Raw genomic sequence first — 26,047 nt, forward strand, 5'->3', positions numbered from 1 at the left:
TATGACTTCACTCCCCCTGATCGGCGAGGCTATCGCCGCCGACGCTTATGGTGCTCGTGGCCTCGCTGGTGCCAAGATCGGCGTCGTCACCTTCCCCGGCACCCTTGACGACCGCGACGCCGCCCGTGCAGTGCGTCTCGCAGGTGGCACAGCGGTGCCGCTCTGGCATGCCGACTCCGAACTCGGCGACGTTGACGCAGTCATCATCCCCGGCGGATTCTCCTACGGCGACTACCTCCGTGCAGGCGCCATCTCGCGTTTCGCACCGCTGATGTCCAAGATCATCGATGCTGCGAACTCCGACGCCAAGCTCCCGGTCCTGGGTATCTGCAACGGCTTCCAGATCCTCACCGAGTCGCACCTGCTGCCCGGTTCCATGATCAAGAACGACCACCTGAAGTTCATCTGCCGCGACCAGACGCTGCGCGTGGAAAACGCCAACACAGCCTGGACCGTGGACTACACCGATGGCCAGGAAATCATCGTGCCGTTGAAGAACCAGGACGGACAGTACATCGCCGACGAGAAGACCCTGGACGCCCTTGAGGCTGAGGGCCGCGTGGTGTTCCGCTACGTGGGCTTCAACCCGAACGGCTCCCGCCGCGACATCGCCGGTATCTCCAACGCAGCCGGCAACGTGGTGGGCCTCATGCCCCACCCCGAGCACGCAGTGGAAGCCGGCTTCGGCCCCGAGTCGCTGAACGGCGAACCCCGCGACACCGACGGCCTGGGCTTCTTCACCTCCGTACTGACCAAGATTGTGGGAGGCGCCAAGTGACCACGGAAACCACCAAGAAGTTCAACATCGACACCGTTGAGCACGCTGCCAAGACCCCGGACACGGAACTCCCGTGGGCCGAGCTGGGCCTGAAGCAGAACGAATTCGACGAGATCGTCAAGGTCCTTGGCCGGCGCCCCACCGGCGCCGAGCTGGCCATGTACTCCGTCATGTGGAGCGAGCACTGCTCCTACAAGTCCTCCAAGAACCACCTCCGCCAGTTCGGCGAGAAGGTCACCGAGGAAATGAAGAAGGACATGCTGGTGGGCATCGGCGAGAACGCCGGCGTCACCAACCTGGGCGACGGCTGGGCCGTAACGTTCAAGATCGAGTCCCACAACTCGCCGTCGTTCGTTGAGCCGTACCAGGGTGCCGCTACCGGCATCGGCGGCATCGTCCGCGACATCATTTCCATGGGCGCCCGCCCGGTAGCCGTGATGGACCCGTTGCGCTTCGGCGCCATCGACCACCCGGACACCGCACGCGTCATGCATGGTGCCGTTGCCGGCATCGGCGGCTACGGCAACTGCCTTGGCCTGCCGAACATCGGTGGCGAAATGGTCTTCGACTCCGTCTACCAGGGCAACCCGCTGGTGAACGCGCTGGCCGTGGGCGTAATGCGCCACGAGGATATCCGCTTGGCCAACGCCTCCGGCAAGGGCAACAAGGTTGTCCTCTTCGGTGCCCGCACCGGCGGCGACGGCATTGGCGGCGCCTCGGTGCTGGCCTCGGAATCCTTCGATGACACCAAGCCCTCCAAGCGCCCGGCCGTCCAGGTGGGCGACCCGTTCGCTGAGAAGGTCCTCATCGAGTGCTGCCTTGAGCTCTTCAAGGGCTCCCTGGTTGAAGGTATCCAGGACCTCGGCGCTGCAGGCATTTCCTGCGCCACGTCCGAGCTCGCCTCCAACGGCGACGGCGGCATGGAGGTCGAGCTGACCTCGGTCCTGCTGCGGGATCCCACGCTGACCCCCGGCGAGATCCTCATGTCCGAGTCGCAGGAACGCATGATGGCCGTCGTTACCCCGGAGAACATCGAAGCCTTCGAAGCCGTGATGGACAAGTGGGCCGTGGAGTACTCCTGGTTGGGTGAAGTCACCGACACCGGCCGCCTCATCATCACCTGGGAAGGCGAAGTAATTGTCGACGTCGATCCCCGCACCGTCGCGCACGACGGCCCGGTCTACGACCGTCCGTTCGCCCGTCCGGAGTGGCAGGATTCCGTCCAGGCAAACTCCTTCACCGGTTCCGTTGAGGACGCCGGCCGCCCGTCGGCTCCCACCGAGCTGGCTGCGGCTGTCACCGAACTGGTGGCATCGCCCAACATGTGCAGCAAGTCCTGGATCACCAAGCAGTACGACCGCTACGTTGGCGGCAACACCGCCATGGCGTTCCCGGATGACGCCGGAGTAGTCCGTGTTGACGAGGAAACCGGCCTGGGCGTTGCCCTGGCCACCGACGCCAACGGCCGCTACACCTACCTTGAGCCGTACCAGGGCGCACAGCTTGCACTGGCTGAGGCCTACCGCAATGTCGCTACCTCCGGCGCCGTTCCGATGGCCGTCAGCGACTGCCTGAACTTCGGTTCCCCCGAGGACCCGGATGTCATGTGGCAGCTCGCCGAGGCCATCCGTGGCCTCTCGGACGCCTGCATGGAACTTGGCATCCCGGTAACCGGCGGCAACGTCTCGCTGTACAACCAGACCGGCACCACTCCTATCCACCCCTCCCCCGTTGTGGCGGTCCTGGGCAAGCTTGACGACGTCGCCCGCCGTACGCCGTCGGGCTGGCGTGAAGATGGCCAGGCCATCTACCTGCTGGGTACCACCGCAGCTGAGCTGGATGGTTCAGAATGGTCCAACCTGCGCGGACATCTCGGTGGCCTGCCGCCGAAGGTTGACCTCGCAGCTGAGCGTGCACTGGGTGAAATCCTGATCAACGCTTCACGCGACGGCATGGTTGACGCGGCACACGACCTCTCCGAAGGTGGCCTCGCGGCTGCTTTGGTGGAGTCCTCGCTGCGCTACGGCGTCGGCGCCCGCATCGCCCTTGAGGAACTCATGGAGCGCGACGGCGTGGACCTGTTCACGGCCCTCTTCTCCGAGTCCCAGGCCCGGGCCATCGTGTCCGTGCCGCGCTCCGAGGAAGTCCGCTTCAAGGACATGTGCACCGCCCGTGGCTTCGCCCACCTCCGGATCGGCGTCGTTGACGCTGCCGGTGGAAAGCTGGAGATCAACGGCGTGGATGAGCTCTCGCTGGACGCCCTGCGCGAAGCCCACGAAGGAACCCTGCCGAAGTACTTCGGCTGATCCTCTCCGCCTGAAGTGACGCGAGGTCACTTATGGCCCGTAAATCCCTCCGGGATGGGCCATAAGTGACCTCGCGTTTCCTTTAACCGGGCAAGGAAGTCTGCTTCGGGCAACGGCCTGCCGAAGAAATACCCCTGTCCGCTCGTACAGCCGATACTCCGCAGCAACTCCGCTTCCCGCGCTGTCTCAATGCCTTCCCAGACCCCTTCCAGCCCGCACGAGCGGATGACTTGCTGGATTGCCGCCAGAAACTCCAGCTGGGACGGGTCCTTCTCCAGGTCCTTCACGAACTGCCGGTCGACCTTCACCCGATCCACGGGGAGTTTGCGCAGGTAGCCCATCGAGGAATATCCGGCGCCGAAATCGTCTATCTCCAGACCTACGCCCAGCCTGTGCAAGCTCATCAGGGTGTAACGGTCCAGCTCGTTGTTCTGGATGATGGCGCTCTCGGTAAGTTCCAGGACCAGCGAATCCGGGGACAATCCTTCCTTTTGGAGAACGTCGCGGACGTCGTCCACGAATTCCAGGCTTTGAAGGTCGGCGGCAGAGACGTTGATGCGCATGGAGAAGGCGGGCTCCGACGTCGCCGGATTATCCCGCCACTGCCTCAGCTGGCGCATTGCTGTCCGAAGGACCCACCTGCCCAGTTCCGCAATCAACCCGGTGGCCTCTGCCACGGGAATGAACTGGTCCGGCATGATGAGCCCGTGTATCGGATGGTTCCAGCGGACCAGGGCCTCGCAACCCTCAATGGTTCCCGTGGCAAGGTCAACGATCGGTTGGTAATAGAGGACCAGCTGCTCAGAGCGGATCCCCTCCCTCAAGTCGCCCACGATCTGCCGCTGGAGTTGCCGGGAGTGCACGGTCACGGGATCGAAGAGCTTGAGCTTGTTCCGGCCCTCGCTCTTGGATTCCTCCAGGGCGAAATCGGCTTCCTGGAGGAGGTCCTCCAAGGTGTGGTGCGGCTCGGCGATCCGCAGGCCCATGCTGGCAGCACACTGGACACTGTTGTTGCCGAGGTCGATGCCGGGTTCCAGCGCGGCCAGGATGCGGTTCCCGACGGCGGCAGCCCGGTTCTTGGGGGTGCCGGGCATCAACACAGCGAATTCGTCGCCACCCAGGCGAGTGACGACGTCGTTCTCCCGGACTGCCGAGCGGATGCGCATGGCAACGGTGACCAGAACCTGGTCCGCTGCCGCATGGCCCGCAGAGTTCTTCAACGTCTTGAATCCGTCCAGGTTCAACAGGAGCAGCGCGGGCGGGGCGATGCTGTTGGCCATGGCAGCCGCGGCTTCCTTGAAGGCATCGGCCAGGGCCAGCCGGTTGCCGACACCTGTCAGGGGGTCGGTAAGGGCCTCATGGCGTCGTTCATTCCGGACCTCATGGAGTTCTTGCATGAGTGCCCGGACCTGCCGTTCCAGGCTTTGTATTCGGGGGTCGTCATCATCAGTGGACACCAGCCGGCGAGGCTTGGTACTGGTCACGATTCGTCCAGGCTGCGCAGCGTCATATCGGCTACGGCCTGGGGCTTGGGAACCGGGTTGCGGTGCTCGTCCAGGAACAAGCGATAGGAAGCGATATCCAGCCGGCCGTCGGGCTTTGCCTTGTTGCCCATGCGGTAGACGTTTGTGATCCATGACCCGCCCAGGATGGCCTCGATCCAGGCATCGCATTCAGCGAGCGGGAGATGGACGCGCGTGCCGGTGTTCCGCCGGTGGCCGGCGATGGACACTGTGATGCAACTTCCCAGGAGGCCCTTGTCCGCAGTGAACCAGGCAAGGCCTTCAACATCGGCCACGATGGTCAGGTTGGCGTTTCCGTCCTCAACGGACTGGACAGGACCCATCCGCACCGAGCGCCGGTCCGCGTTCAAGGATGTGGCTGTTCCGGCTTTGTAGGGAGCACTGGTGATGTCTTTCCTGAAGACGGACAACTCCTGGTTGTGCTGGATCTGGATCCTGGTGGTCAGTTCATTGAGCGTCATGATCGTGCCTCATCCGCAATAGTGGCCGCCTCGAGGCGGTCGGCTCCTACAATCCGGTTTCTTCCTTGTGCCTTGGCACTGTAAAGCGCTGCGTCAGCTACCTCGATCATGAAGTTCAGATCGGCTCCGGCAGAGATGCTGGACGTAACTCCATAGCTGATGGTGGGGAACGGGATACCTTCCGGTGTGCGCATGCCTGCGGTCCGGCGGCTGATTTCGACGGCGATGCTCTCGGCCCGCTCCTGTGTGGCCCCGGGCAGGAAAAGGATGAACTCCTCCCCGCCGTAGCGTCCAATGAGGTCCGTGGACCTCACGGACGCGGCGCAGGCCGCAGCGAAGGCCTTCAAGGCCTCATCCCCGGCGCCATGACCGTATTCGTCGTTGACTGCCTTGAAGTGATCCAGGTCTGCCAGGACCACGGCAGCGCCGGATCCTGTGGAGTACAAACGGTGGAGCTCGGTGGTGGCCAGTTCGAGGAACGTTCCACGGTTCAGCAGGCCGGTCAGGTGGTCGCGAGCCGCCCGCTCCTTCAAACCCTTGATGAGTTGGTCGCTGGTGAGGGCCGTCATGCTGAAGGACACCGTCACCAGCAGCACCAGCGAAACCAGGCCCGACGGTCCGGGACCGAAGTACATACGGAAGGCCTCACTTGCCGGCCCTTCCAGTGCATAGACGGTAAAGCGGCCCAGGTAGTACGTGGCCAGGAGACCTGCTGCCAGCGACAAAGCCTTGTGGACCTGGGAATGGGAAGCTTTGATCAGCCAAAGATCCCGGGCGGCCAAGGCAATCCCGGTGGCCATCATGGCCAGATAGACGAAGCCCCCGGACCAGACATTGGTGGCGGGGCTTTCGAGGACAGAAGCAACAGCAGTGACCACAGGACCTGCGGCAAGTTGCCAGCGTGCGGTCTTGAGGTCCCGCAAGGAGCGGGCTCCGGCCCACACGCTGAATGCTCCAGCCACCACCAGGACGTTTCCCACCGGATTGGCCCATTGCTGATGCGGGGACCCGTTGGGCAGGAAGGCTGTGTTGCCGGCCATGAATTGCAGCAGGGCCAGGCTCCACCAGCCGGCATACGGCGAACGGGTGCGATGGAAGGAGGTACAGAACAACACCAAGAGGGTTACTGTGACGACGCCCAGGGCGACTCTTACAGAGAACGGATCGAGCACCGTGTCCAACCCCCTCAGCTGGTCATCCTGCGGCTTTGGATTCAGTGTGGCGGTGCTTACTCAACCTCTCTGCGGCATTTGCTCAAGATTGGCTCAAGATCAGGTGCGTTACGTCACCCGACCCAGTGGCCGTCGTCGTGGTATTCCGCCTCCAGCCCGTGCGGGGTCTTCTCCCATTTATGGGGGCTGGTCAGCATCTGCCAGGCCGCGCGCCACGCCGCCACGGAATGCAGGACCCAGTAGAACGGGTTCAGCAAGGCAAAAATCGCGATCCTCCAACCATGCCTGCGGAAGGTGGCGACACCGGAGACGATGATCATCATGGCATTGCCGAACAGCATGGACACCACCCCTCCGGCCAGCAACCACCCGGGAAGGACCATGCCTACGATGTCGTAACCGATGTAGGTCACCACGGTGAATCCGACCACCAGCGGATAAGCCAGGAAGGCCAGCGGCGTGCCGAGGATCAGCCCAAGGAAGCCTACTGTTCCGGCTACCCCCGTGCTCTTGATGTACCTCAGGGAGTTCCGGGTATTCACCGCCGAGGTAATCATGTACCCCTTGATCCAGCGGGTGCGTTGCTTGATCCAGGCAGGCACCTGGGAACAGGCCTCCTCCCACGTTGTGGAGTCGATGACACCCACGCGGTAACCGTCCACGGCTGCCCGAAGTCCCAGGTCCGCGTCCTCTGTCACGTTCCACGGGTCCCACGCGCCAACTTCCTTGAGCAGCGCGGTGACGAAGTGGTTGGACGTGCCGCCCAGCGGCAACGGGATCCCGGAGTTGTCCAGGCCCGGGAGCATGGAATCGAACCAGTGCGTGTACTCGATGGTGAACAGGCGCGTGAGCACGTTCTGGTCGGCGTTGAAGTAATTCAGCGCGGCCTGGACACAGATGAGCGGTTTGCGGCCGGGGTTCAGGTGCTCCCGCTCGAACTCATCCCGTTTGAAGGCTGCAATGGAAGCCCTCAGCTGTCCCGGATCAGGGCGGTCCTCGGCGTCGTAAATGACCACGTATTCGCCCCGCGCAAACGTCAGTCCGTAATTGCACGCCCTTGGCTTGGTTTGCGGTTCTCCCCGCGGAACGATGAGGATACGGACGTACTCCGGCGGCCTGGAGGCCTTGGCCGCGGCGATGGTCTCGGCGTCGTCTTCCTCCAGGAGGACCAGCACATCCAGCTTGGACCGGGGGTAATCCAGCTGCCCCAGGTTCGTCAGCAGTTTGTCGATGATGTTGGCCTCGCGGAACACCGGTACAAGGATCGTGTAGACGGGCAGTTCGGAATCCGGAATCCGCTCATCGGCCACCGGCGGAAGGCCGCGTCGTGCGCGTTCCTTGTTCCGTGCCCGGACCACTGCCGCCTCGTGGAGCTTGTCGAAAGGCCGGCGGAGACTGGCCAACGTCTTGAATCCGATGCTGATCAGGAAGACGATGTTCGCTGCAGCCAGCAGCACGATGACCGCCGTCAGCGGCGAGATCACGAACCCCACCATGATTGCCGCTACAAGGACCACAGGAAGGTACCGTTGCCACGGCGTCAACGCGATGCGAGCGGAGTCACCCGGCCGTTCCTCGGCCAGGCGTTCAGCGGATTCGTAGAGCAGGTGGCGCCTGAAGGAGCGTTGGATGGATTGGTTGATGTCCCAGTCCGTCGTAGTGCGGAAGACGACGTCGGTGGCCCCGAACTTCGCTGCTGCTTCCTCGGCGATTGCCGCGGACGGAACAACCGCCGTCGCCACGGTCAGCACTCCGTCCTCGCTGCGCCACGGCAACCATTGAGGTTCCGCAAGCTCGCTGAAAATGAGCTGCTCCATGAGTTCGTCGGCTGGTGGCTCGGCCACCAGATCCACCAGCGGGGCGTCCCACTGCCGGGCCAGCACTTCATAGATCCGACGCCGGTCCAGCCCGGCTTCCAGGATCAAGTGCCGTCCCAGCAAACCGCCTTCGATCGCGGCCCGATCCAGTGCACGCTGCAGTTGTTCAGGGGTCACAAGGCCTGCGGCGAGCAGTGTCTGGCCGATCGACTGCCGGTTGAACTGTCCTTTGACGAGGGAAGCAGGGGTCATGAATCCGAGGACCTTTCGTAGATCCGGTGCGTGGGCGTGGAAAAGGCGACGGAGTAGCGCACGCCGAAGGAAGGGTTCTTGATGATCGCCTGGTAAACGAGGTCGGTGGGGCCCGAATCCCGCGCTCCTGTACCTGCTTCGACGTTGACGAATACCCATTTGGCATACTTGGCCGGATCATCCAGCGCAGGAGCGAAGTAATCGCCGGAGGCCCTGTTGTAGATTTCCTTGAGCGGGATGCCCATCACGGGAAGCACTGCGTTTCCGCGTGCACTTTCGTCCATCAGGATCCCTCCGGATTCGTAGTGCTGGTTCAGCCAGCGGGCGGCGGCGGCGGAGTTGGTGGTGGATTCAGCTGACATCCTGCCTTCCGCCAGGACGGCCAACCTCCCGGTGGGGTCCTCGTTCCACCACACGTTCTGCACCACCAATGCACCCAGCAAAGCACAGATCAGCCAGGGCCGGAGCCGCGCCGGCCGGGTCAGTTCCTGCACGAAGACGGCCACCAAAACCGCTACCAACGGCAACGCCGTCAGGGCGAAGCGGTTGTTCCACCAGGTAGTGGGAAGCGAGTGGTCATTGTTGATGGCCGTTTGGCCCAGGAAAAGGCTCAACAGCGCAAAGGCATAGGCGCTGCCGGTCACCGCCACCAGGAGGGTGCTGTTCGCGAAGCCCCTCCTGAAGACCAGCACGACGGCGCCGCACGCCGCCAGGGCGAGGACCGCCACCCCCGCGGTTTCCAGCAACGACCAGTGGAAAGTAGTCAGCGTCAGTCCGAGGTTGCCCTTGGTAGGCAACAGGCCGCCGTCGGTGATGTTTTTCTGCTGCGCGTAAGCGGAATACTGCCCGAACATGAACTCAAGCGGGTTGCCGTAGATGGCCCAGTTGTACGAAAGCCACCACAGCACCGCCGCAGCAGGGATCATCACGTAGCCGCCGGCCATGGTGAGGGCTTCGCGCCATTGGCCTGTGCGTCGTTTGGAGACGATCAGCACGAACAGCGTCCCGGTCATCACCAGCGCCCACCCCTCATAGCGGGAGAGGACGGCTGCGGCCGAGGGAATGCCTGCAAAGACTGCCAGTTCACCGGCGCTCATCCGACGCCGGCTGGTGGACCAATGTGCCAGCCCTGCCATGCCGCCCACGATGCACATGATCAGCACGGGCTCGGTCAAAGCAGTGGTGTAAACGTAGAGGACCGCCGGGTTCGCCAGGACCACCAGTGTGGTCGCCAGGCGGCCCGCCCGGCCCAAACCGAGGCGCGCTGCGATCAGGTACAGGCCCGTGGCGGTAGCGGACAAGGCGAGGATCCCCAATAGTCCCGCAGCCCAGCCCGTGCTGAACAGCCACATGTTCACCACGAACGGCGCCAGCAGAAGGTGGGGCATGGGCAGCCACACCGTGCCGAGCTGTTCAAAGCCGGGCGCCTTGCTGTCGAAGATGCGCCGGGCGATGGTCAGGTGGCTTTGGGCGTCGGAGTAGTCCAGGTTGGTGCCGTGGCCGATGGTGTACAGGCAAGCAACGTAGCCCACCACTGCGGCCAACAAGGCCACAATCCTGGTGCCCGGGACCTTGCGTCCGTCCACCGGGGCGCCGAGCCGTTCCCAACCCCGGATCATCAGCGATGACAGGGACCGCAGCACCGGCTGCCGGTGGGCAGCGCGGCGCCGCGTGGCAACGCTAGTTGCCATGGCCCGGTTCGGTCGCCTTCTGTTCAGCGTCCACGTAGGCCTGAGCTTCCTTGGCCCGGCGCCGCATCAGGATGGTGCGGGCGGCGAACGCGAGGCCCAGCACCAGCACTGCACCGCCGATCCACCAGGCGTAGGGACGGTAGTCGTCGGTGACGGCCTTCTGCGGAACCACCACGTTGCTTTCCAGCAAGACCGGCGTACCCGAGGGCTGGGTGACCAGGAGGTTCCGGGACAATGATGCCCAACCGCCGTCAACACCACTGATGTGCGAGGTCAGGGAAGCCTGCAACGCAGGCGCGGAAGCGTCGCCGTCCGGTGCCCATGCCCCGAGGAGCAAAAGATCACGGCCGCCTTGTTCGAACGCCTCCAGGACACCGAACGGTGCCGACGTGCCCACCCCGTATTCGACGTCCTTCGGGGAGATGGTGCGGAACTCGGCCAAACGCAGGGGTGCCGAGAGCTTGTCGGCAACATCGCCGGTGGCGCCCACCACCAGTCCGGACTCGCTGGAGCCGGCCAAGGTATCCAGGCCCACCACCCGGGTGTCCAGCAAGGTGGCGCTCTGCCGCTGCAGGGAAGCTACCAGGGTGGCCGCGTTCACGGTGTTTGCCTGCGCGTTGCCGTCGCCGAACGCTACGGGAACACTCTGTCCCAGGGCCTGGGGGAACCGTGCAAAACCGGCCTTCATGGAACCGCCCCGGGCGGCAGTCAGCGTGCTGCCTGCCGTGTCCACGGTGACCTCCATGGGCATCACACCTGCGGGGCCGGTGCAATCACCGCCCGCGGGAAGGGCCGCGAGCCGGATCCGGAGGCCGTTGTTCGCCTGCAGCTGCCCGGCTGGTACTTCGGCGTCCACCGAAAAGCTGTCACCGCCGTCGAGGTTCCTGGAGCTGAGCAGGTAATCGTTCCAGAAGACGGAAAGCTGAGCCTGGGCGTTGGCCGGCACGGCCGTGTGCGTGCCCTTGAGCTGGACCTTCACTGATTGGACGGGTCCGCCGAACTGGGACTGGGTGACTCCCACGTACGACTCCGGCGTGCCGTATCCGGAGAGTTTCAGGGTGCTGCTGCCCAGGTCCTTGAGGCTTTGCGTCAGGCCCGGCGACGCAGGCAATGCGGACGTCAACCCGGTGACGGACGACGTCACGGCGAGCGCTGTATTGTCGCTGGCCAGTGCGCGCGCGGCGGTACGGAGCTGTTCGTCATGGCCGCTGAGGATGAGCTGCGGGAGGCCGGCTGTGGTGGAGAGTTTGGTGCTGGTTTCGCCTTGGTCACCCACGACGCTGAGGACCCGGCTGCCCGCAGGAAGGCCGGCCGCCCGGGCGGCAAGTCCGGCTTCCGGGACCACGCTGACAGAGGCGTCCGGGTAGCGGTGCGTCATCGAGGCGGCGGCAGTCATGACGGCCGCGGAAACATCGGCACCCGGGTCCGCCGGGACGGGAAGTACGACGGCGGGCACGGACACCGGGAAGAACCCGCCGACGGTCGTGGGAACCTCTGCGGTTCCGGAGAAATCGACTGCGAGGTTGTTCAGCGTGGCTGTGGCGTTTGAGAGGACGCACATAGTCTGCGCCGCCGGGATGAACTGCAGTCCAACGGTCATCTGTTGGTTGATGACGTCTGCGCTGCTCACTGCCTGGTCCAGGGCGATGGCTGCTGCTGCGTTGGTTTCGAGGACTATCCTGCCGTTGACCGTTGCGCGGACTGTTCCTTCCGGCTTTCCGGAGACCACGATGCTGCCCTTGATCCGCGTAGGCTCCAATCCCGCAGTCACCGGAACCACAAGTGTCTGCTCCACCTGGCCGACCATGGCCGACACGCTGGAGGACGCCCGGACCACTGCTCCCTGTGCGGGACCGGCCGAAGCCATAGGGGCCGTGATGGCGGAAACCGCGAGGGTGGCGGCGCAGGCGATGAGTATGGCTGCGGCGCGGGATCGGGCGCGGGCTCTGGCAGGGTTTTGGGTCACGATGTCAGTCCTGGGTAACTAGCAGCGGATGAGTCGGGGGCCCTTTTGGGCCAACCTCATAGACACTGCCGGGCCGAACTCAAGACGCCTTGCTGCGTTCGATCAAGATTCCCTCAAGACCTCAAACAAGGCGGGGTCACTTTTGGCCCGTAAACGCCCCTGACATGGGCCTTAAGTGACCCCGCGTTGCTGTTGAATGAGGTTTATGTGGATCGGGTGGATCGAATTTGATGTCCTGCTGGGCGATGTTCACAGCCTGAAGGAGAAGCGTTCGCTGGTCCGGCCGCTGGTCGCCGAACTCAAGCGCCGTTTTGAGGTCTCCGCAGCTGAGACCGGCTTCCAGGACCAGCACCGGCGCGCTTTGATTGGCGCTGCTGTGGTGGCCCCTGACCACGCCCACCTTCAGCAAGTGCTCGACGCCGTTGAACGTTTCGTGGCTGCCAGGCCTGAATTTGAGCTGCTTAGCGCACGGCAGCGGGAGTTGCACAGCGAAGATTAGTAGCCGATGACGGCCCATCGGGTGGAGTCCAAGTGTGCATCGATGGCTTGGTGGGCCGCTTCCAGGCTTCGGCTGCGCAGGGCGTCCACAATCAGTTGATGCTCGCGAAGCACATCACCGGCGCGATCCGATCCCCGGGACACTGCTTTGACGCCGATTCTCAGCTGCTTCTGCCGGAGCGAGGCGTAGAAGTCGGCGAGGACCGGATTTCCGCCGGCCTGAACCATGAGCGTATGGAACTCGGTATCCAGCTCAATGAAGCGCGCGGGATCGTCCTTGGCTTCCCGTTGCTGGTCGATGACGCTCTGGAAAGCGTCGATCTGTGCGTCGGCCATGGTGTCCAGGGCTGACACGGCCCACTTTTCCACCACGGCCCTGGCCTGCAGGATTGCCCGCACATCGGGGTCGGAAATTGGGGGCACGAACGCGCCCTTATGGGGGATCCGCTTGACGAAGCCTTCCGCTTCGAGGCGCAGCAGGGCCTCCCGTACCGGCGTACGGGATGTGCCCGTGGTCTTGGCGAGGACGGCCTCGTTGAGGAACGTTTCCTCCTCCCGCGGGAGGGCAGCGATGTAGCTTTTCATCCACTGATAAGCCACTTCGGGCTGGGATTGCGCAGTGGGAGTCATTTGGATCATGGAGAGCCTTTCTCGCGAAGCCCAGTATACGAGTTGCCTCCAGGAGGGTCCCGGACGTCTGGAAGAATCTTTAACCCCAACTATAGACAGGTTGTATACAACTCGTCTACAGTAGTTTTCAGTGGCGGCTCAAGTGATTCCGCTCACGCACTGGAACCCCTCAATTTCTTGGGACATCGGCCCGCCTCACAAGAAGCCCGGCCGCTCCCAATCGCAAAAGGATCCCCACAATGACCGATTTGAAGAAAGCCGAGCCAAGGCAGCAAAAGCACTCCAGCTTGCCCGTGGTTGCTGCTTCGAGCCTCGCCGGTACGGCAGTGGAATGGTACGACTTCTTTCTCTACGGCACAGCCGCTGCCCTGGTATTCAATAAGCTCTTCTTCCCCACGGACGATCCCCTCGTCGGCACCATGCTGGCGCTGGGCACATTCGCCGCCGGCTTCCTCGCCCGGCCCCTCGGCGCGATTGTCCTGGGGCACCTTGGCGACAAGCACGGCCGACGCGCCACGTTGGTAGCAAGCCTCATGCTCATGGGGGTCGCGACGACCCTCATCGCCTTCATCCCGTCATACGCGGCCATTGGTATTGCAGCACCGTTGCTGCTGCTGTTGCTGCGGCTGATCCAAGGGTTCGCACTCGGAGGGGAATGGGGCGGCGCTGTCCTTCTTGTGTCGGAGCACAGCAATGACAGTTCACGCCGCGCGTTCTGGTCCTCCTGGCCGAACGTGGGCCCGCCCCTGGGCAATCTCATGGCAGCCGGCGTGCTCGCTATCCTCGCCGGCACCTTGCCGGAGAGCGAATTCCTTGCATGGGGCTGGCGCATAGCATTCGGATTGTCCGCATTGCTGGTCATCATTGGCCTGGTCCTCCGCCTCTACGTGCAGGAGACACCGCTGTTCAAAGAAGCGCAGCGGAAGCGCGAGACCATGGCAGTGTCCGAGCGCAAGATGCCCTTGGCCATCCTTTTCCGCCGCAACTGGCGCGAAATCCTCATCGCCACCGGAAGCCGCATGGGTGAGAACGCAGGCTTCTACATCTACTCGCTGTTCATCATCACGTACGTCACCCAAATCATGGGATTGCAAAGGCAAGCCGGACTCACCGCCGTCATGATCGGTCAGGCAGTGGCCGTCGTCGCTATTCCTGTCCTGGCCATCTACGCGGACCGCGTAGGCCGGAAGCCCATCATGATCGGGGCTTCGATCGCCACCGTCATCTGGGCATTCGCCTTCTTTGCCCTCCTCAACACCGGACAGATGTGGGGCATCATCGCCGCGGCGGTAGGTGGCCTGTTGATCTTCGCCGCGTACAGCTCGGTGATCGGCGCCTTCTTCTCCGAACTCTTCCCCACCGATGTCCGGTACAGCGGCACCTCCGTGGCCTACAACCTGGCTTCGCTGATCGCCGGGTCGCTGTCTCCCATCATTGCGTTGGCTCTCTACAGCGCCTTCGGTACGGGCTACGCGATCGGCATCTACCTGGCAGGGATGGGCCTGATCTCGATGGTCTCGGTGATGTTTGCCAAGGAAACCAAGGGCCTGACGCTCAGTGATCTGGACGAGCCGAGCAGCAAAGAGAAGGAACAAGCATGAAAATCGCATTGGTCCAGGTAGCCAGTCCGGACACCGAAAGCCGCGGGGACCGGATCGACCGGGTCGAGAAGATTCTTCGCAACATCAGCGGCGCCGAGCTGATCGTCCTCCCGGAACTGTGGAGTGCAGGCTACTTCCACTTCGATGACTACGCGACCCTGGCAGAGACACTCTCCGGCCCCACCGTTTCAATGTGCTCACGGGTTGCGAAAGAACTGGGCGTCCATCTCCATCTCGGCAGCATCATTGAAGCCGGCGCGGACGGGCAACTCAGCAACACATCAATCCTGCTGGGCCCGGACGGCGGCGTGGTCCACACCTACAGGAAGATCCACGTCTTCGGTTACAAATCGAAGGAAGCCAGTCTCCTGACAGCCGGGGCCGCCCTGCCTGTGGTCCCGCTCCCCTTCGGGGCCACGGCAGGAATCACGTGCTACGACCTGCGTTTCCCGGGGTTGTGGATGGAGCTGAGCACCCGCGGCGCAGAAATCGTGATCGTTCCGGCAGCCTGGCCCGCAGCCCGGCGCGAACACTGGCGTCTCCTCACCACCGCCCGCGCCCTGGAGCACCAGATCTTCGTGGTTGCCTGCAACGCTGCCGGTATCCAGGAGGGCGTGGAGCTCGGCGGCCACAGCAGGGTGGTGGATCCCGCCGGCAACGTGCTGGCCGAGGCCGGCGCCGGGGAGTCAGTGCTCATGGTGGACATCGATCCGCAGCAGGTGGGCATTGTCCGCAACGAGTTCCCGGTGCTCAATGACCGCTTGGCCAGCTACGAAACTCTGACCGTCTAGAGGAAGTCCAATGCAAACACAGCAAACAACACGGCAAGTCCCACTCACTTTCAGGGTGGTGGGCACGGACAAGACAATCGTCATTTCGGATTTCCACGCGGTGGTGGCCGGCTACACAGGCCGGGATCCAAAAGCGGTGCAACACCATATTGATGAGCTGGCTGCCATCGGCGTAGCCCCGCCCCCGGAGGTGCCCATGTTTTACCGCATGGACTCGGACCTCTTCGAGACCTCGGGCGAGCACGACGCTTCGGAAAACCTGACCTCCGGTGAGATTGAGCCCCTGTACATCCGCCACAACGGCCAGTACTACCTCGGCATCGGATCCGACCACACAGACCGTGACATTGAAGCCCGGGATATCGGCGATTCAAAGCGCGCGTGTCCCAAGCCGGTGGCCACTGAGGTGATCGCCGTAGAGAACCTGGAAAATCTCGACCTCGACGAGTGCACAGCGCGCTCGTGGGTTGACGGAGTCCTGTACCAGGAAGGTTCGCTGAGCGGCCTGCGCAAGCCGGCCGACGTCGTCGAGCGTCTCCTGGCCCGGACCGGCATCGGCGACGCCGACTTCATGTGCCTCGGCGGCACCCTGCCGCTTCTGGACGGAAAGTTCATAGACGGAACTTCCTGGAAGTTGGAGCTCTCGTTCCCAAATGGGACCACCATTGAACATAACTACAAAATCAAGAAAGGCTCACTCTGATGAGGACCGGAAAAGAGTACCTGAAGTCCCTTAATGACGGCAGGACGGTTATCCTCGACGGCGAGGTTGTCGGCAACGTCCTGGAACACCCGGCCTTCGCGAAGGTTGCCCGGACCATGTCCGAGCTGTTCGACATCGCGGCTGATCCCGCCAATGGAATGCAGTTCCATTCGGAGGAAATCGGCGGGCCGGCAAACCGCACGTTCGCAGCTCCCCGGACCCAGGAAGAGCTGGTGCTGCGCCGGCAGGCCATCGAAAAGTGGGCCAAGCACACGCACGGCTGGGTGGGCCGCAGCCCTGACCACGTCGGCACGTTCTTTGCCGCGTTCGGTTCCCATCCGGAGGTCTTCAAGAACGACGAACGCGACTTCGCAGGCAACGTGGAGCGGTACTACAAGAAGATCCTGTCCGAGAACCTGTACCTCTCCTACGCGATCATCCCGCCGCAGGTCTCCCGCGCCACCACAGCGTCAGGGTGGGAAGGCGAATACCTGCAGGTCGGCGTCGTGCGCGAAACCGAAGAGGGCATCATTGTCCGGGGTTCGCAAATGCTCGCCACTGGCGCTGCGATCGCCGACGAAGTTTTCGTCACCTGCATCAAACCGCTGGGACCGGACGACGTCGACTTCGCCGTCAGCTTCGCCGTCCCGGTGGCCACCGACGGCCTGAAGCTGTACTGCCGCCGCCCGTTCGCGCCTGCCGCCACCAGCGACTTCGACTACCCGCTCACCAGCCACTACGACGAGCCGGACGCCTTGGTGGTCTTCGACGACGTCCTTATCCCTTGGGACCGGGTATTCATCAACCGGAACATCGACACGCTGCGCCGCCAGTTCTTCGAGACCGGCGCCCACGCCCTGGGCAACTGGCAGGCCCAGATCCGGTTCTCCACCAAGCTCAAGTTCATCGCCTCCGTCGCCCGCAAGGTCACCCAGGTGAATGGCACGGACAAGATCCCCGGCGTGCAGGAGAAGCTCGGAGAACTCGCCGCAATCGTCCAGTCCGTCGAATCGGCCGTGCTCGCCGCCGAGTACACCGCAACAACGGACGACGCCGGCATGCGGGTTCCCGGGAAGAGCGCACTCTACGGGGCCATGGGCCTGCAGTCCGAGACGTACCCTCGAGTGATCTCCATCCTTCGCGACCTCGTGGGCGGCGGCGTGCTGCAGCTGCCCTCCAGCGTCGCCGACATGACCAGCAGCGTGACGCGGCCGGACATGGAACGCTATGTCCAGTCCCCCGGCGTCACCAGCGAGGAACGCGTCAAGCTGTTCAAGCTCGCCTGGGACATCATCGGTTCGGAGTTCGCGGGCCGCCACCAGCAGTACGAAATGTTCTACGCCGGCGCCCCGTTCGTAGTCCGGGGTGCGTACACCTACCGGAACTACGGCTACGACGCACTGGTCGCCGAGCTGGACACGTTCCTTGGTTCCTACAGCATTGCCGGCACCACCGAGTCGGAGGAGATCTGATCATGGCCAAGCCCGAATTCGAGTTCACGCCCACGGACTCGGTGGACTTTGCACCCTGCAACCCGCACATTGAGGGTTTGTCCGAGGCCATCCTGGCCCGGGACTCGGACAACGACTCAGTCACCCGAATCCTGAAGTTCGAACCTGGAACGGACACCTCCCCCAACGGCGTCCTCACCCACGATTTCTGGGAAGAAGTGTTCATTTTCGAAGGCTCGTTCGTTGACCAGCGCCTGGGCAGGACCTTCAAAGCCGGCGACTGGGCTACCCGTCCGCCCGGCATGGAACACGGCCCGTGGGTTTCCGAGAACGGTGCCAAGATGTTCGAAGTCCGCTACTACACGGATCCAGCACCAGCTGAGCGGAGCAACTGACATGAGCCTCGCACCGCTTTTCACTGTTCCCGATGCCATGGGGATGCGCCGGGCCATGGGCCGGTTCCTGACGGGCGTTGCCGTGGTCACCACCCAACACGAGGATGAGCAATACGGGATGACCATCAGTTCGCTGACATCCATCAGCCTGGAGCCTCCCATCCTGATGATCTCGCTGAACTTCGGTACCCGCACCGGTGAGGCCCTGATGGAGAGCGGCAAGTTCGCGGTGTCCATCCTGGGGTCCAAGCAGGAGTCGATCGCGCGGCGGTTCGCGGTGCGCGGCGGTGACCGCTTCGGCGACGGAGACTTTGACGTCACAGAAAGCGGCCTGCCCGTGATCAAGGGCGCCCTCGCCCAGGCGGATTGCACCGTTGTGCAGAAGTACGACGTCGGTGATCACCAGGTCTTCTTCGGCCAGGTCACCACGTGCCGGGACCGGGACGGCGAGGTGCTCGCGTTCAAGGCCGGACGGTTCGGTTCCTTCTCCGACTTCGGCCACGCGGAGATTCCGTGGATGTTCTGAGGAGTTAAACAGGTGGTGCCCGGCGCTGATGATGTGCGGCGTTTCGGCGAGTGCCTGCGGCATGTCCGACATGGCCTTCTTGAAGTGTTCGCTGTTCACGTGCGCATCGGCGGCATCGTCCTGGAAGGCTTCCACGAGGACGAACTCGTTCGGGTTCTCCACGCTGCGGGACCAATCGAACCACAGGTTCCCGGGTTCCGCGCGGGTGGCCTCGGTGAAGTCACCGACGAGATCCAGCCAGCGATCGGACCAGTCCGGCTTGACGTTGAACTTGACCACGATGAAGATCACGGTTGCTGCCTTTCGTTGCGTTGCGGTTTACCGTCCATGTTTACTGTCCATACTGTCAGAATTCCTGTACTTCCCTCCGCCGTGGAGATCCCAATGACGCTTTCACGCATTGCTGCCACCCTCAGCTCCACAGCCCGGAGGATATTGGACCCGGCGCACGATAAGGACCAGGTGGTGGAGGCATGTACGCGGACACTGCGCCCCCACACGTTGCGTCTTAACGGCAGGACATCCCGGCTTGCGGCGCGGCTCGACCATCAGCAGATTGGTTCGCTTTCGATCAACCGGCTGTACTACGGCGCTGCAGTCACGGTGTCGCCAGCGGAGCCCGACGAGAACAGCTTCCTCGTGAGCATGCCCGTCCGCGGCCGCGCACTTTTTCGCTACGGCTCGGAGACCGCCGTCGCAACGCCTGACAACGCAGTGGTTGTCGGCCCGTATGACCTCTTTCAATTCGACCTCGACGCCGACTACGACCAAGTGGTTTTGAGGCTGGATCGTCATCGCGTCGAGACCGTGGCCGGCCAGGCAATGACCACTGGGCCAGGCCGAAGAGTCGATCTCCCCTTGTCCCTGGGGCTGCCGCCGGCCCTGCTTTGCAGCTTGATCGAAAGCAGCATGAGCATATCGACGGTGAAAGACTCCAGCTGGCAGCATCGGGTGAGCCTTCACCTTGAAGAGCTCATCATCGAGTCCCTCCTCATCCCCAGCGGAGACGTTGCCACCCCCTTCCAGCCACGGAGCCCGGGCGGGATTGCGTCTTTGCGTGTCCGCCGGGCAACCGAGTACATGCTGGAGTGTATTGGCGAACCAGTAAGCCTCAGCAGCGTCGCACGTTGCTGCGGCATCAGCATCCGCAGCCTGCAGGCAAGCTTTCGCCGCGAGCTGGACACGACGCCCGGCCAATGGCTGAAAATGAAGCGGCTCGAAACCGCCCACCGGATTCTGCGGGAATCAGATCCGGACGGGACCAGCGTCACCGAGGTCGCGTTGCAGTGCGGTTTCTTCCATTTGGGTGAGTTCTCCACCCAGTTCAAGTCCCGCTACGGCACGACGCCCTCCGTTGTCCTGAAGGCTGCGCGAATCCGATAGGACCGCCGTCGTCTTTCCGATAGCGGCCCCGTCCACCGTTGAACATACTTCGATGACAGGCAATTGATCCCGGATTCGGAGAGAACCATGAAGTTTGTCCTTGTACACGGCGCTTGGCACTACGGCGGAATGTGGGACCCCGTTCGCACCCACCTTGAGGCGGCAGGGCACGAAGTTCATACCCCCACTGCGGGTGGGCTGGGGCCGAACGACAGCAAATACGTCAACCTGAACGGTGCGGCCGAGCCGATCATCGAATACATCAGGGAGCACAACCTCAGCGACTTTGTGCTGGTGGGCCACAGCTGGGGCGGTTATCTGATCTCCAGGGTCGCCATTGAAATGCCCGAACGGATCCGACGACTCGTCTACTTTGCAGCGTTCGTGCCGGAGCACGGCAAAGCGCTGGTGGACGAGGTACCGCCGCACCTCCGGGCCGCCCTGCAGGCAAGCGCCGACGAACGCTCTGACGGCTCGGTGGTCCTGCCGTTCTTCGTGTGGAGGGACGGATTCTTCAACGATGGAAGCGCCGAACATGCCCAGGAAATCTACGATGTACTGCGCCCCCAGCCCTTCGGCGCATTCACCGACCCTGCAGACATGACAGGTTGGGAGCGCGTTCCCCAGGCGTTCAGCTACATCGCGCCTTTGGACGACAACGACATCACCCAGGGGGAATGGGGACGGCACCCCCGGCTATCAAACAGGTTGGGTGTCTTCCGGCTGGTCAGTATGGAAGGCAGCCACGAGGTCCTCCTGACAAACCCCGGGTACACCGCCCTTAAGTTCATTGAGGCCGGCAGGGACTGAGCCGGACCGCGCCCCCTCCCCCGCTGCCCTTAACGCCCGACGGCGGCCCGCACGTGGGGTGCGGACCGCCGTCGAACGCTGTTTTTAGCGCGGTTGTACTACTTTGAGGTGCCCTGTGAAACGGAGCCCTGCAACTGGCGCTGGAAGATGATGTACACGATCAGCACCGGAACCACGGTCACGGTAACGGCGGCGAACAATGCCCCGAAGTCCACCGCGTAGCCCATCTGGCCGGCGAAGGCCGCCAGTTCCTGCGACAGCACGCGTGGGCCGGCGGCGTTGATGGACACCGGGATCAGGAACTGGTTCCACAGGCCCAGGAAGTTGAAGATTGCCACCGAGGCGAGGCCCGGCTTGGCCATCGGCAACATGACCTGGAAGAACGTCCGCCACTCCCCCGCGCCGTCAAGGGCTGCTGCCTCTGTGATTTCGTGCGGCAACGACTTGAAGAAGGAGAAGAGGAAGAACACCGTGAACGGCAGCGCGAAGCCGACGTAGACCAGAATCAACCCGGGCAGTGTGTTCAGCAGTCCCATGTTCTTCAGGACGAAGAACAACGGAACCATGGCCAGGAAGATCGGGAACGTCAGGCCGGCGAGCATCAGGTAGTAGATGGCCCTGCTGCCCGGGAAGGTGTAGCGGGCAAGCACGTAGGCACACATGGCGCCAAGGACCATGACGATCACGAGGGCCACAGCAACCACCAGCACGGAGTTCAGGAACGCAGCTCCGATGCCTGCCTCACTCCACGCCTTGGTGTAGTTATCCAGGTTCCACTGGGACGGCAAGGCGAACGGCGAAGCAAAGATCTCGCTGGACGTCTTGAAGGACGACATGACCGTCCACAGCAACGGCAGGATGACAATGAGCGTCCAAATGGTCAGGGCAGTGTGCGAGACCGCTCCCACCACTTTGTCGGACGTGGATGTTGCCGGGGTCCGCGGCTGGAAGTGCAGGGACTTCATTTCCGGAGTTGAAACTTTTGTCGTCATTACAGGCTCACATCCTTATCGCCGCCGGTGAGCCGGTTGACCAAGAAGACCAATCCGGAGAAGATCAGCGTTGCAATGGCCAGCACGACACCCATGGCGCTGGCGAGACCGAACTGCCCCTTGCTGAAGGCTGTGAAGAACAACTGCTGCGCCATGACCAGTGTGGAGTTGTCCGGACCACCGCCGGAGTTCAGTGCGGCCATGTAGACAAACGCGTCCAATGCCAGGATGCCCATGTAGATGTAGGCGGTCTGGATGTTGTCCCGGATCAGCGGAATGGTGATGGACACAGCGGTGCGGAAACGGCCCGCGCCGTCGATCCTTGCCGCTTCGAAGAGTTCAGCGGGAATGCCCTTGATGCCTGCAACGAACAGGACCATGTAGAAGCCAACGAAGCCCCACACGATCACGAACATCGTGGCGATCATGGCAGTGTCCTTATTGCCCAGCCAGGCGAAGTCCTTGAACTGGTCCAGACCCAGCCCTGTAAGGATGCCGTTCAGCAGACCGCCCGAAGGATCGTAGATCTGCCCCCACATGATGCCGATGGCAATCGCGGGAATCGTGTACGGGAAGAATGACACAACCCGGTAGAAGCTGGAATTCCGGAGGCCCTTGATCTGCCCCTTGCTGCTTCCGCCAACGGTCACCAGGGAAGCCAGCACCAGGCTCAGGATGATGGTGATGATCGGCAGGAAAATAACCAGGAGGATGTTGTTCCCCATGGCTTTCATGAAGATATCGTCCGTGAAGATCTTGGTGTAGTTCTCCAGGCCGATGAAGTTCTGCGTGGGCGAGAAGCCGGACCAGTCCGTCAGCGAGTAGCCGAATGCCTGGATGAACGGCCAGATCACGAACAACAGGTAGATCGCCAGCGGAAGTCCGAGGAATACCGCGAAGAAGCTGACTTTGTCCCAGGTCAGCGGCTTGCGCCGCCGCTTGACCAATTGCTGTGGAGCTGCGGCCGGAACGACGGCGGCCAGGCCGTCGTCGTTCCGGCTCTGCTGTGTTTTCACTACGGTCACTTCACTTCGATCTTCTTGACCGAGCTGTCGTTACGGACCTTGTCGGTGATGTTCTGCAGTGCGGAGGTCAGGGTTGCAACGTCCGACTTGCCGTCCAGGAAGGTGTTCCAGACAACGAGCTGGTCCTTGTTGGTTCCGTAAAGGTCGATGAAGTTCCAGGAGTAGACGTCGTCGCCGGCATCGCCCAGCATCTTGGTTTGCGAGACCAGCGCGGTGGATCCGAAGCCGTCTGCCGGAACGGTGTCCTTGACGATCGTTGGAGCCAACTTGGTCTTGGCGAAGTTGGTTGCAGCTTCCTTGGACAGCATGATGCGGAGCATTTCCTTGCCGCCTGCCGCGTTCTTGCCTTGCGACGGGACGATGTACGGTTCGCCGGCTGCGCTGTGGAGGGCGGTGTAAGGCATCTTGGGGCTGGCACTGACCGAGGGCGCCGGGGCGCCCATCATGTTGAAGCCGGCCTTCGTCTGGTCCTTCATTTCGTTCTCGATCCACGAACCCGACGGGTAGAACACGGCCTCCTGGGCGTTGCTCCACTGTGCCTGGGCGGCCGTGAACTGCGTGCCCGAGCCGCCGGGCTTGAAGAAGCCGGCCTTCACGATCTTGTCCAGTGCGGTGAAGACGGACTGGATGGCCGGGTGCGACCAGCAACCTTCCTTGAGGTTTTCCAGCGCGAGGCGGACTTCGTCCCCGCCTTCCTTGATGGCGGACGCGATGGCGAGTTCCTGGTAGTACGTGGCGGCTTCCTTGCCCCACACGAACAAGTACTTGCCCTTGGCTTTTGCCTGCTCGCCGAGCGCATACATTTCATCCCAGGTCTTGGGAACGGTCCAGCCGTTTTCCTTGAGCAGGGAATCCGAGTACCAGACGGCGTAGACGGTCAGTACGTAGTTCAGCGCGGCAAGCTTGCCGTCGAAAGTGCCCGGAGCCAGCACGCCCGTGTACAGGGTGTCCTTGATGACCTTGCCTTCGAGGTTCTTGGCCTCCACCACGGGGGTGAGGTCCTCGAGCTGGGCCAGGATGGTGCTGAAGCCGATTGCCTTGGCGCCGGAGTTGTCGATCAGGTCCGGCGGGTTGCCACCGACGAAACGGGGTTGGAGTTCCTGGGCGATGTCCGTGGACGGAGCGATCTTTGCGGTGGAACCCTCGTGCGTCTTTTCAAAGATCTTGCCGGCGAAATCCACGTAGTCGATACCGTAGCCGCCCTTGAAGATCACGGCGTCGAGGGTGGCCTTGTCAGCCATGCCGAACGGGTTGGTGTCGGAGACGGTGCCCGTGGGGCCGGTGGTGGTGCCGCCTCCCCCGGCAGCACAGGATGCGATGGTTCCCCCCATGGGCACGAGTACGGCTGCTGCGAGTGCCCCGCGCAGGAATCCACGGCGACCGACGGACTGGTGCTGAATGGTCATTTCAATACCCCTCTAGTGACTCGTAAGGCCGACTCCGGCGGCTAGGGCCGTCCAGTCGGACAGTCTGGGCTGACGCTCTGGCAGCACCAACCTTCGTGTGACATACTTCACCACGAATGATCGAAAATCAATATTTCTCCGCAGTTTCGATCAACATTTGTCAAAGCGTGATCTTTTCACGGTCCCTCCGCGAGAGCCTTTCCGCATTCCGTCCAGGACCGGCGATACACCCCGTCGGGATGTTCAGTTCCCTTTGGTTCCGCCCAATTTTCGACCATCCCGGACTCCGTCGCAGGGTCAGTGAGGCGGTTTTTACCGTCCGGAAACACTCCGGAGCGAGTGCGCGAAGCAATCATCCGCCGCGTGGTTCGCTCATCCAGGGAAGCAGTGGCATATCCGTGGGCTTTGCGCATCGCTTCACCGGCTCAGCGCGATCAGTGGGACGTTCCACAGCTGCGCCTGTGCTTTCGTATCCACCATCAAACCGCTCCTGACCAGCCCGGTGGCTGATGTCGCCTGGTATGCACTATCAATCTAGTCCGATGTCAGCGCCATGGGGAGGGGTGCATCAGCCCCCTTGCGGGCGCGCCAGCCGGGCCCAGCCGAGTTGCTCCTGCTGCTTGCGGCTCAGCGTGGCCACCACGAGGTCGTAGGAGTCCTCCACCATGTCCCGGACCATCCCGTCCGGAAGGGCACCATCCAGTCGGACACCGTTCCAGTGGGTCTTGTTCATGTGCCAGGCACCGGTGATTTCCGGATTGGCCGCCCTGAGTTGTTCGGCCAGCGCAGGCTCGCACTTCAGGCTCACGGACCAGTCGTCCGGATCCATGGAGGACAGCGCGAACATCTTGGCCTCGTGCCGGGCACCACCGGCGACGGCGGCACGGACCTTGAAGACCGATGTCCCGGGCCCGAACGGGAAGTCCTCAAAGGCGCCCGGGAAGCCAAGGCATATCTCACGGAGCTGGGAAACATCCATGGAGCGAGCCTACTGGAGCGCCACCGCTGCAGGTACGGCTACGCCACGCCCAGGAAGTCCTCAAGCAGCACCACTTCCAGCCCCGCTGCAAGCTGCGCAGCCCGGAAAGCAGCCAGGTCAGCGGCGAACTCTGCCCGGAAATGCATCAGCACAATGTCACCCGGTCGCAAAGCGTTGCCCACTTGGTAGTCCATTTTTCCCGCGTTGGCTTTGGCTTCCCAAGTAATGATGGCTTTCATGCCGGCATCGGCAACGGCCTGGCGCATCACGTTGGAATATGCGCCTCCCGGCGGACGGAAAAGTGTTGGCCGGCGGCCATAGTGCTGGAGGGCGTACTCCTGCATTCCCACCATGTCATTGAGCTGCTGCTGATATCCCCATTGGCGCACCATGTTGATGTTATGGGTGACCGTGTGGTTTTCCACCAGGCTGCCTTGAGCTTTGAAGGCGTTGAAGAACGCCGGATTGTCAGCGATGGTGTCCTTGGTGAGGAACAGCGACGCCGGATAGTCGTATTCGGCCATGAGCCTGACCGATTCCGGGGTTTTGATGTTGCCGTCGTCGATGGTCAGAAAAACGACCGGGTGCTTGGTGGGGATCTTGGTGATGACCGGAGCGAGGCCGCCCACGACCGGCGGCAGTTGGAAGTCCGGAATGAAGGAGCGGCGGATCCGCTTCGTTGCTGCGGGGGTCGGCGTGGGGGTGGGCGTCGCCGTCGCCGAAGGGGAGGCCGCTGGCGTTGCCGTGTCAGTCGGCGCAGGCGCCGGCGTCGAACTTTCCGCCCCTTCAGCGGCAGTGCAGGCGGTTAGACCGGCCACCATGGACGCGCCGAAGATACCCAAGGCGGCCCGTCTGCTGGGAATGGAAAATGGCATTGCAAAATGGTCGCCG

Annotated in this window: 23 protein-coding genes and 1 pseudogene; 11 read left to right on the top strand and 13 right to left on the bottom strand. The window is 62.8% G+C overall.

The features are described from left to right. Position 1: 1 nt before the first annotated feature. The gene (gene purQ / locus AB4Y81_RS20400; RefSeq protein WP_441996753.1) at positions 2-778 is read left to right on the top strand and encodes a phosphoribosylformylglycinamidine synthase subunit PurQ; all 777 of its coding nucleotides are present in this window, start codon (positions 2-4) and stop codon (positions 776-778) included. Beyond that, positions 775-3,084 (top strand): phosphoribosylformylglycinamidine synthase subunit PurL, encoded by a 2,310-nt coding sequence (purL, locus tag AB4Y81_RS20405; protein WP_018779993.1) that lies wholly within the window; start codon positions 775-777, stop codon positions 3,082-3,084. The genes purQ and purL overlap by 4 nt, the downstream gene beginning before the upstream one ends. 26 nt (positions 3,085-3,110) lie before the next feature. Here purL and AB4Y81_RS20410 read toward each other — a convergent pair whose 3' ends face one another. The 6 genes from AB4Y81_RS20410 to AB4Y81_RS20435 all read right to left on the bottom strand — a co-directional run bounded on the left by AB4Y81_RS20410 (position 3,111) and on the right by AB4Y81_RS20435 (position 11,966). Next, positions 3,111-4,568: a putative bifunctional diguanylate cyclase/phosphodiesterase gene (locus AB4Y81_RS20410; protein WP_441996755.1), complete on the bottom strand. Its 1,458-nt coding sequence runs from the start codon at positions 4,566-4,568 to the stop codon at positions 3,111-3,113. Further along, positions 4,565-5,068 carry a hypothetical protein gene (locus tag AB4Y81_RS20415; protein ID WP_018779995.1) on the bottom strand — a complete coding sequence of 168 codons (504 nt, stop codon included), beginning with the start codon at positions 5,066-5,068 and terminating at the stop codon, positions 4,565-4,567. The genes AB4Y81_RS20410 and AB4Y81_RS20415 overlap by 4 nt, the downstream gene beginning before the upstream one ends. Continuing rightward, positions 5,065-6,249 (bottom strand): GGDEF domain-containing protein, encoded by a 1,185-nt coding sequence (locus tag AB4Y81_RS20420; RefSeq protein WP_441996757.1) that lies wholly within the window; start codon positions 6,247-6,249, stop codon positions 5,065-5,067. The genes AB4Y81_RS20415 and AB4Y81_RS20420 overlap by 4 nt, the downstream gene beginning before the upstream one ends. 104 nt (positions 6,250-6,353) lie before the next feature. Next, complete coding sequence (locus AB4Y81_RS20425; protein WP_441996759.1) at positions 6,354-8,309, bottom strand: glycosyltransferase; 1,956 nt, start codon at positions 8,307-8,309, stop codon at positions 6,354-6,356. After that, the gene (locus AB4Y81_RS20430; RefSeq protein ID WP_441996761.1) at positions 8,306-10,000 is read right to left on the bottom strand and encodes an ArnT family glycosyltransferase; all 1,695 of its coding nucleotides are present in this window, start codon (positions 9,998-10,000) and stop codon (positions 8,306-8,308) included. The genes AB4Y81_RS20425 and AB4Y81_RS20430 overlap by 4 nt, the downstream gene beginning before the upstream one ends. Next, on the bottom strand, positions 9,990-11,966 hold the full coding sequence (locus AB4Y81_RS20435; protein WP_441996762.1) for a cellulose biosynthesis cyclic di-GMP-binding regulatory protein BcsB: 1,977 nt from the start codon (positions 11,964-11,966) through the stop codon (positions 9,990-9,992). Before AB4Y81_RS20435 ends, AB4Y81_RS20430 begins: the two co-directional genes overlap by 11 nt. A 205-nt stretch (positions 11,967-12,171) precedes the next feature. Between AB4Y81_RS20435 and AB4Y81_RS20440 the strand changes: the two genes are divergently transcribed. After that, positions 12,172-12,465, top strand: a complete 294-nt coding sequence (locus AB4Y81_RS20440; RefSeq protein WP_018780000.1) for a DUF503 domain-containing protein — start codon at positions 12,172-12,174, stop codon at positions 12,463-12,465. On the opposite strand, the gene AB4Y81_RS20445 is transcribed toward AB4Y81_RS20440, so the two are convergent. Next, entirely contained in the window at positions 12,462-13,103 is a 642-nt protein-coding gene (locus AB4Y81_RS20445) for a GntR family transcriptional regulator (RefSeq protein ID WP_413307807.1), read from the bottom strand. The two genes, AB4Y81_RS20440 and AB4Y81_RS20445, sit on opposite strands and share 4 nt — an antisense overlap. Positions 13,104-13,333: 230 nt before the next feature. Between AB4Y81_RS20445 and AB4Y81_RS20450 the strand changes: the two genes are divergently transcribed. Genes AB4Y81_RS20450 through AB4Y81_RS20475 form a run of 6 tightly spaced genes read left to right on the top strand, consistent with a single transcriptional unit; the run spans position 13,334 to position 18,561 of the window. Then, positions 13,334-14,695, top strand: a complete 1,362-nt coding sequence (locus tag AB4Y81_RS20450; RefSeq protein WP_441996765.1) for an MFS transporter — start codon at positions 13,334-13,336, stop codon at positions 14,693-14,695. Then, entirely contained in the window at positions 14,692-15,486 is a 795-nt protein-coding gene (locus AB4Y81_RS20455) for a carbon-nitrogen family hydrolase (RefSeq protein WP_441996767.1), read from the top strand. Before AB4Y81_RS20450 ends, AB4Y81_RS20455 begins: the two co-directional genes overlap by 4 nt. 10 nt (positions 15,487-15,496) lie before the next feature. Next, positions 15,497-16,189: a DUF2848 family protein gene (locus tag AB4Y81_RS20460; protein ID WP_441996769.1), complete on the top strand. Its 693-nt coding sequence runs from the start codon at positions 15,497-15,499 to the stop codon at positions 16,187-16,189. Beyond that, complete coding sequence (locus AB4Y81_RS20465) at positions 16,189-17,661, top strand: 4-hydroxyphenylacetate 3-hydroxylase family protein (RefSeq protein WP_018780005.1); 1,473 nt, start codon at positions 16,189-16,191, stop codon at positions 17,659-17,661. Before AB4Y81_RS20460 ends, AB4Y81_RS20465 begins: the two co-directional genes overlap by 1 nt. Before the next feature lie 2 nt (positions 17,662-17,663). Then, complete coding sequence (locus tag AB4Y81_RS20470) at positions 17,664-18,035, top strand: cupin domain-containing protein (RefSeq protein ID WP_018780006.1); 372 nt, start codon at positions 17,664-17,666, stop codon at positions 18,033-18,035. A gap of 1 nt (position 18,036) precedes the next feature. Continuing rightward, the gene (locus AB4Y81_RS20475; protein ID WP_018780007.1) at positions 18,037-18,561 is read left to right on the top strand and encodes a flavin reductase family protein; all 525 of its coding nucleotides are present in this window, start codon (positions 18,037-18,039) and stop codon (positions 18,559-18,561) included. Positions 18,562-18,585: 24 nt separating this feature from the next. Here AB4Y81_RS20475 and AB4Y81_RS20480 read toward each other — a convergent pair. Next, positions 18,586-18,852, bottom strand: a pseudogene (locus tag AB4Y81_RS20480) (putative quinol monooxygenase); the annotation flags it as partial. 93 nt (positions 18,853-18,945) lie between these two features. On the opposite strand from AB4Y81_RS20480, the gene AB4Y81_RS20485 reads away from it, so the two are divergent. Together AB4Y81_RS20485 and AB4Y81_RS20490 are read left to right on the top strand one after the other, a co-directional pair. Further along, positions 18,946-19,944 (top strand): AraC family transcriptional regulator, encoded by a 999-nt coding sequence (locus tag AB4Y81_RS20485; protein ID WP_416430321.1) that lies wholly within the window; start codon positions 18,946-18,948, stop codon positions 19,942-19,944. Positions 19,945-20,031: 87 nt separating this feature from the next. Then, complete coding sequence (locus AB4Y81_RS20490; protein WP_416430322.1) at positions 20,032-20,754, top strand: alpha/beta fold hydrolase; 723 nt, start codon at positions 20,032-20,034, stop codon at positions 20,752-20,754. 98 nt (positions 20,755-20,852) lie between these two features. Here AB4Y81_RS20490 and AB4Y81_RS20495 read toward each other — a convergent pair whose 3' ends face one another. The 5 genes from AB4Y81_RS20495 to AB4Y81_RS20515 all read right to left on the bottom strand — a co-directional run bounded on the left by AB4Y81_RS20495 (position 20,853) and on the right by AB4Y81_RS20515 (position 26,031). After that, on the bottom strand, positions 20,853-21,746 hold the full coding sequence (locus tag AB4Y81_RS20495) for a carbohydrate ABC transporter permease (RefSeq protein WP_018780011.1): 894 nt from the start codon (positions 21,744-21,746) through the stop codon (positions 20,853-20,855). Next, positions 21,746-22,771 carry a carbohydrate ABC transporter permease gene (locus AB4Y81_RS20500; RefSeq protein WP_018780012.1) on the bottom strand — a complete coding sequence of 342 codons (1,026 nt, stop codon included), beginning with the start codon at positions 22,769-22,771 and terminating at the stop codon, positions 21,746-21,748. Before AB4Y81_RS20500 ends, AB4Y81_RS20495 begins: the two co-directional genes overlap by 1 nt. Next, entirely contained in the window at positions 22,768-24,177 is a 1,410-nt protein-coding gene (ngcE, locus tag AB4Y81_RS20505) for an N-acetylglucosamine/diacetylchitobiose ABC transporter substrate-binding protein (protein ID WP_018780013.1), read from the bottom strand. Before ngcE ends, AB4Y81_RS20500 begins: the two co-directional genes overlap by 4 nt. A 568-nt stretch (positions 24,178-24,745) precedes the next feature. After that, complete coding sequence (locus tag AB4Y81_RS20510) at positions 24,746-25,156, bottom strand: MmcQ/YjbR family DNA-binding protein (protein WP_055977125.1); 411 nt, start codon at positions 25,154-25,156, stop codon at positions 24,746-24,748. A 38-nt stretch (positions 25,157-25,194) separates the two neighbouring features. Then, positions 25,195-26,031: a polysaccharide deacetylase family protein gene (locus tag AB4Y81_RS20515; RefSeq protein WP_231375296.1), complete on the bottom strand. Its 837-nt coding sequence runs from the start codon at positions 26,029-26,031 to the stop codon at positions 25,195-25,197. Positions 26,032-26,047: the final 16 nt, after the last annotated feature.

This window comes from Paenarthrobacter sp. TAF1 (assembly GCF_052113825.1).
GTDB lineage: Bacteria > Actinomycetota > Actinomycetes > Actinomycetales > Micrococcaceae > Arthrobacter > Arthrobacter nicotinovorans.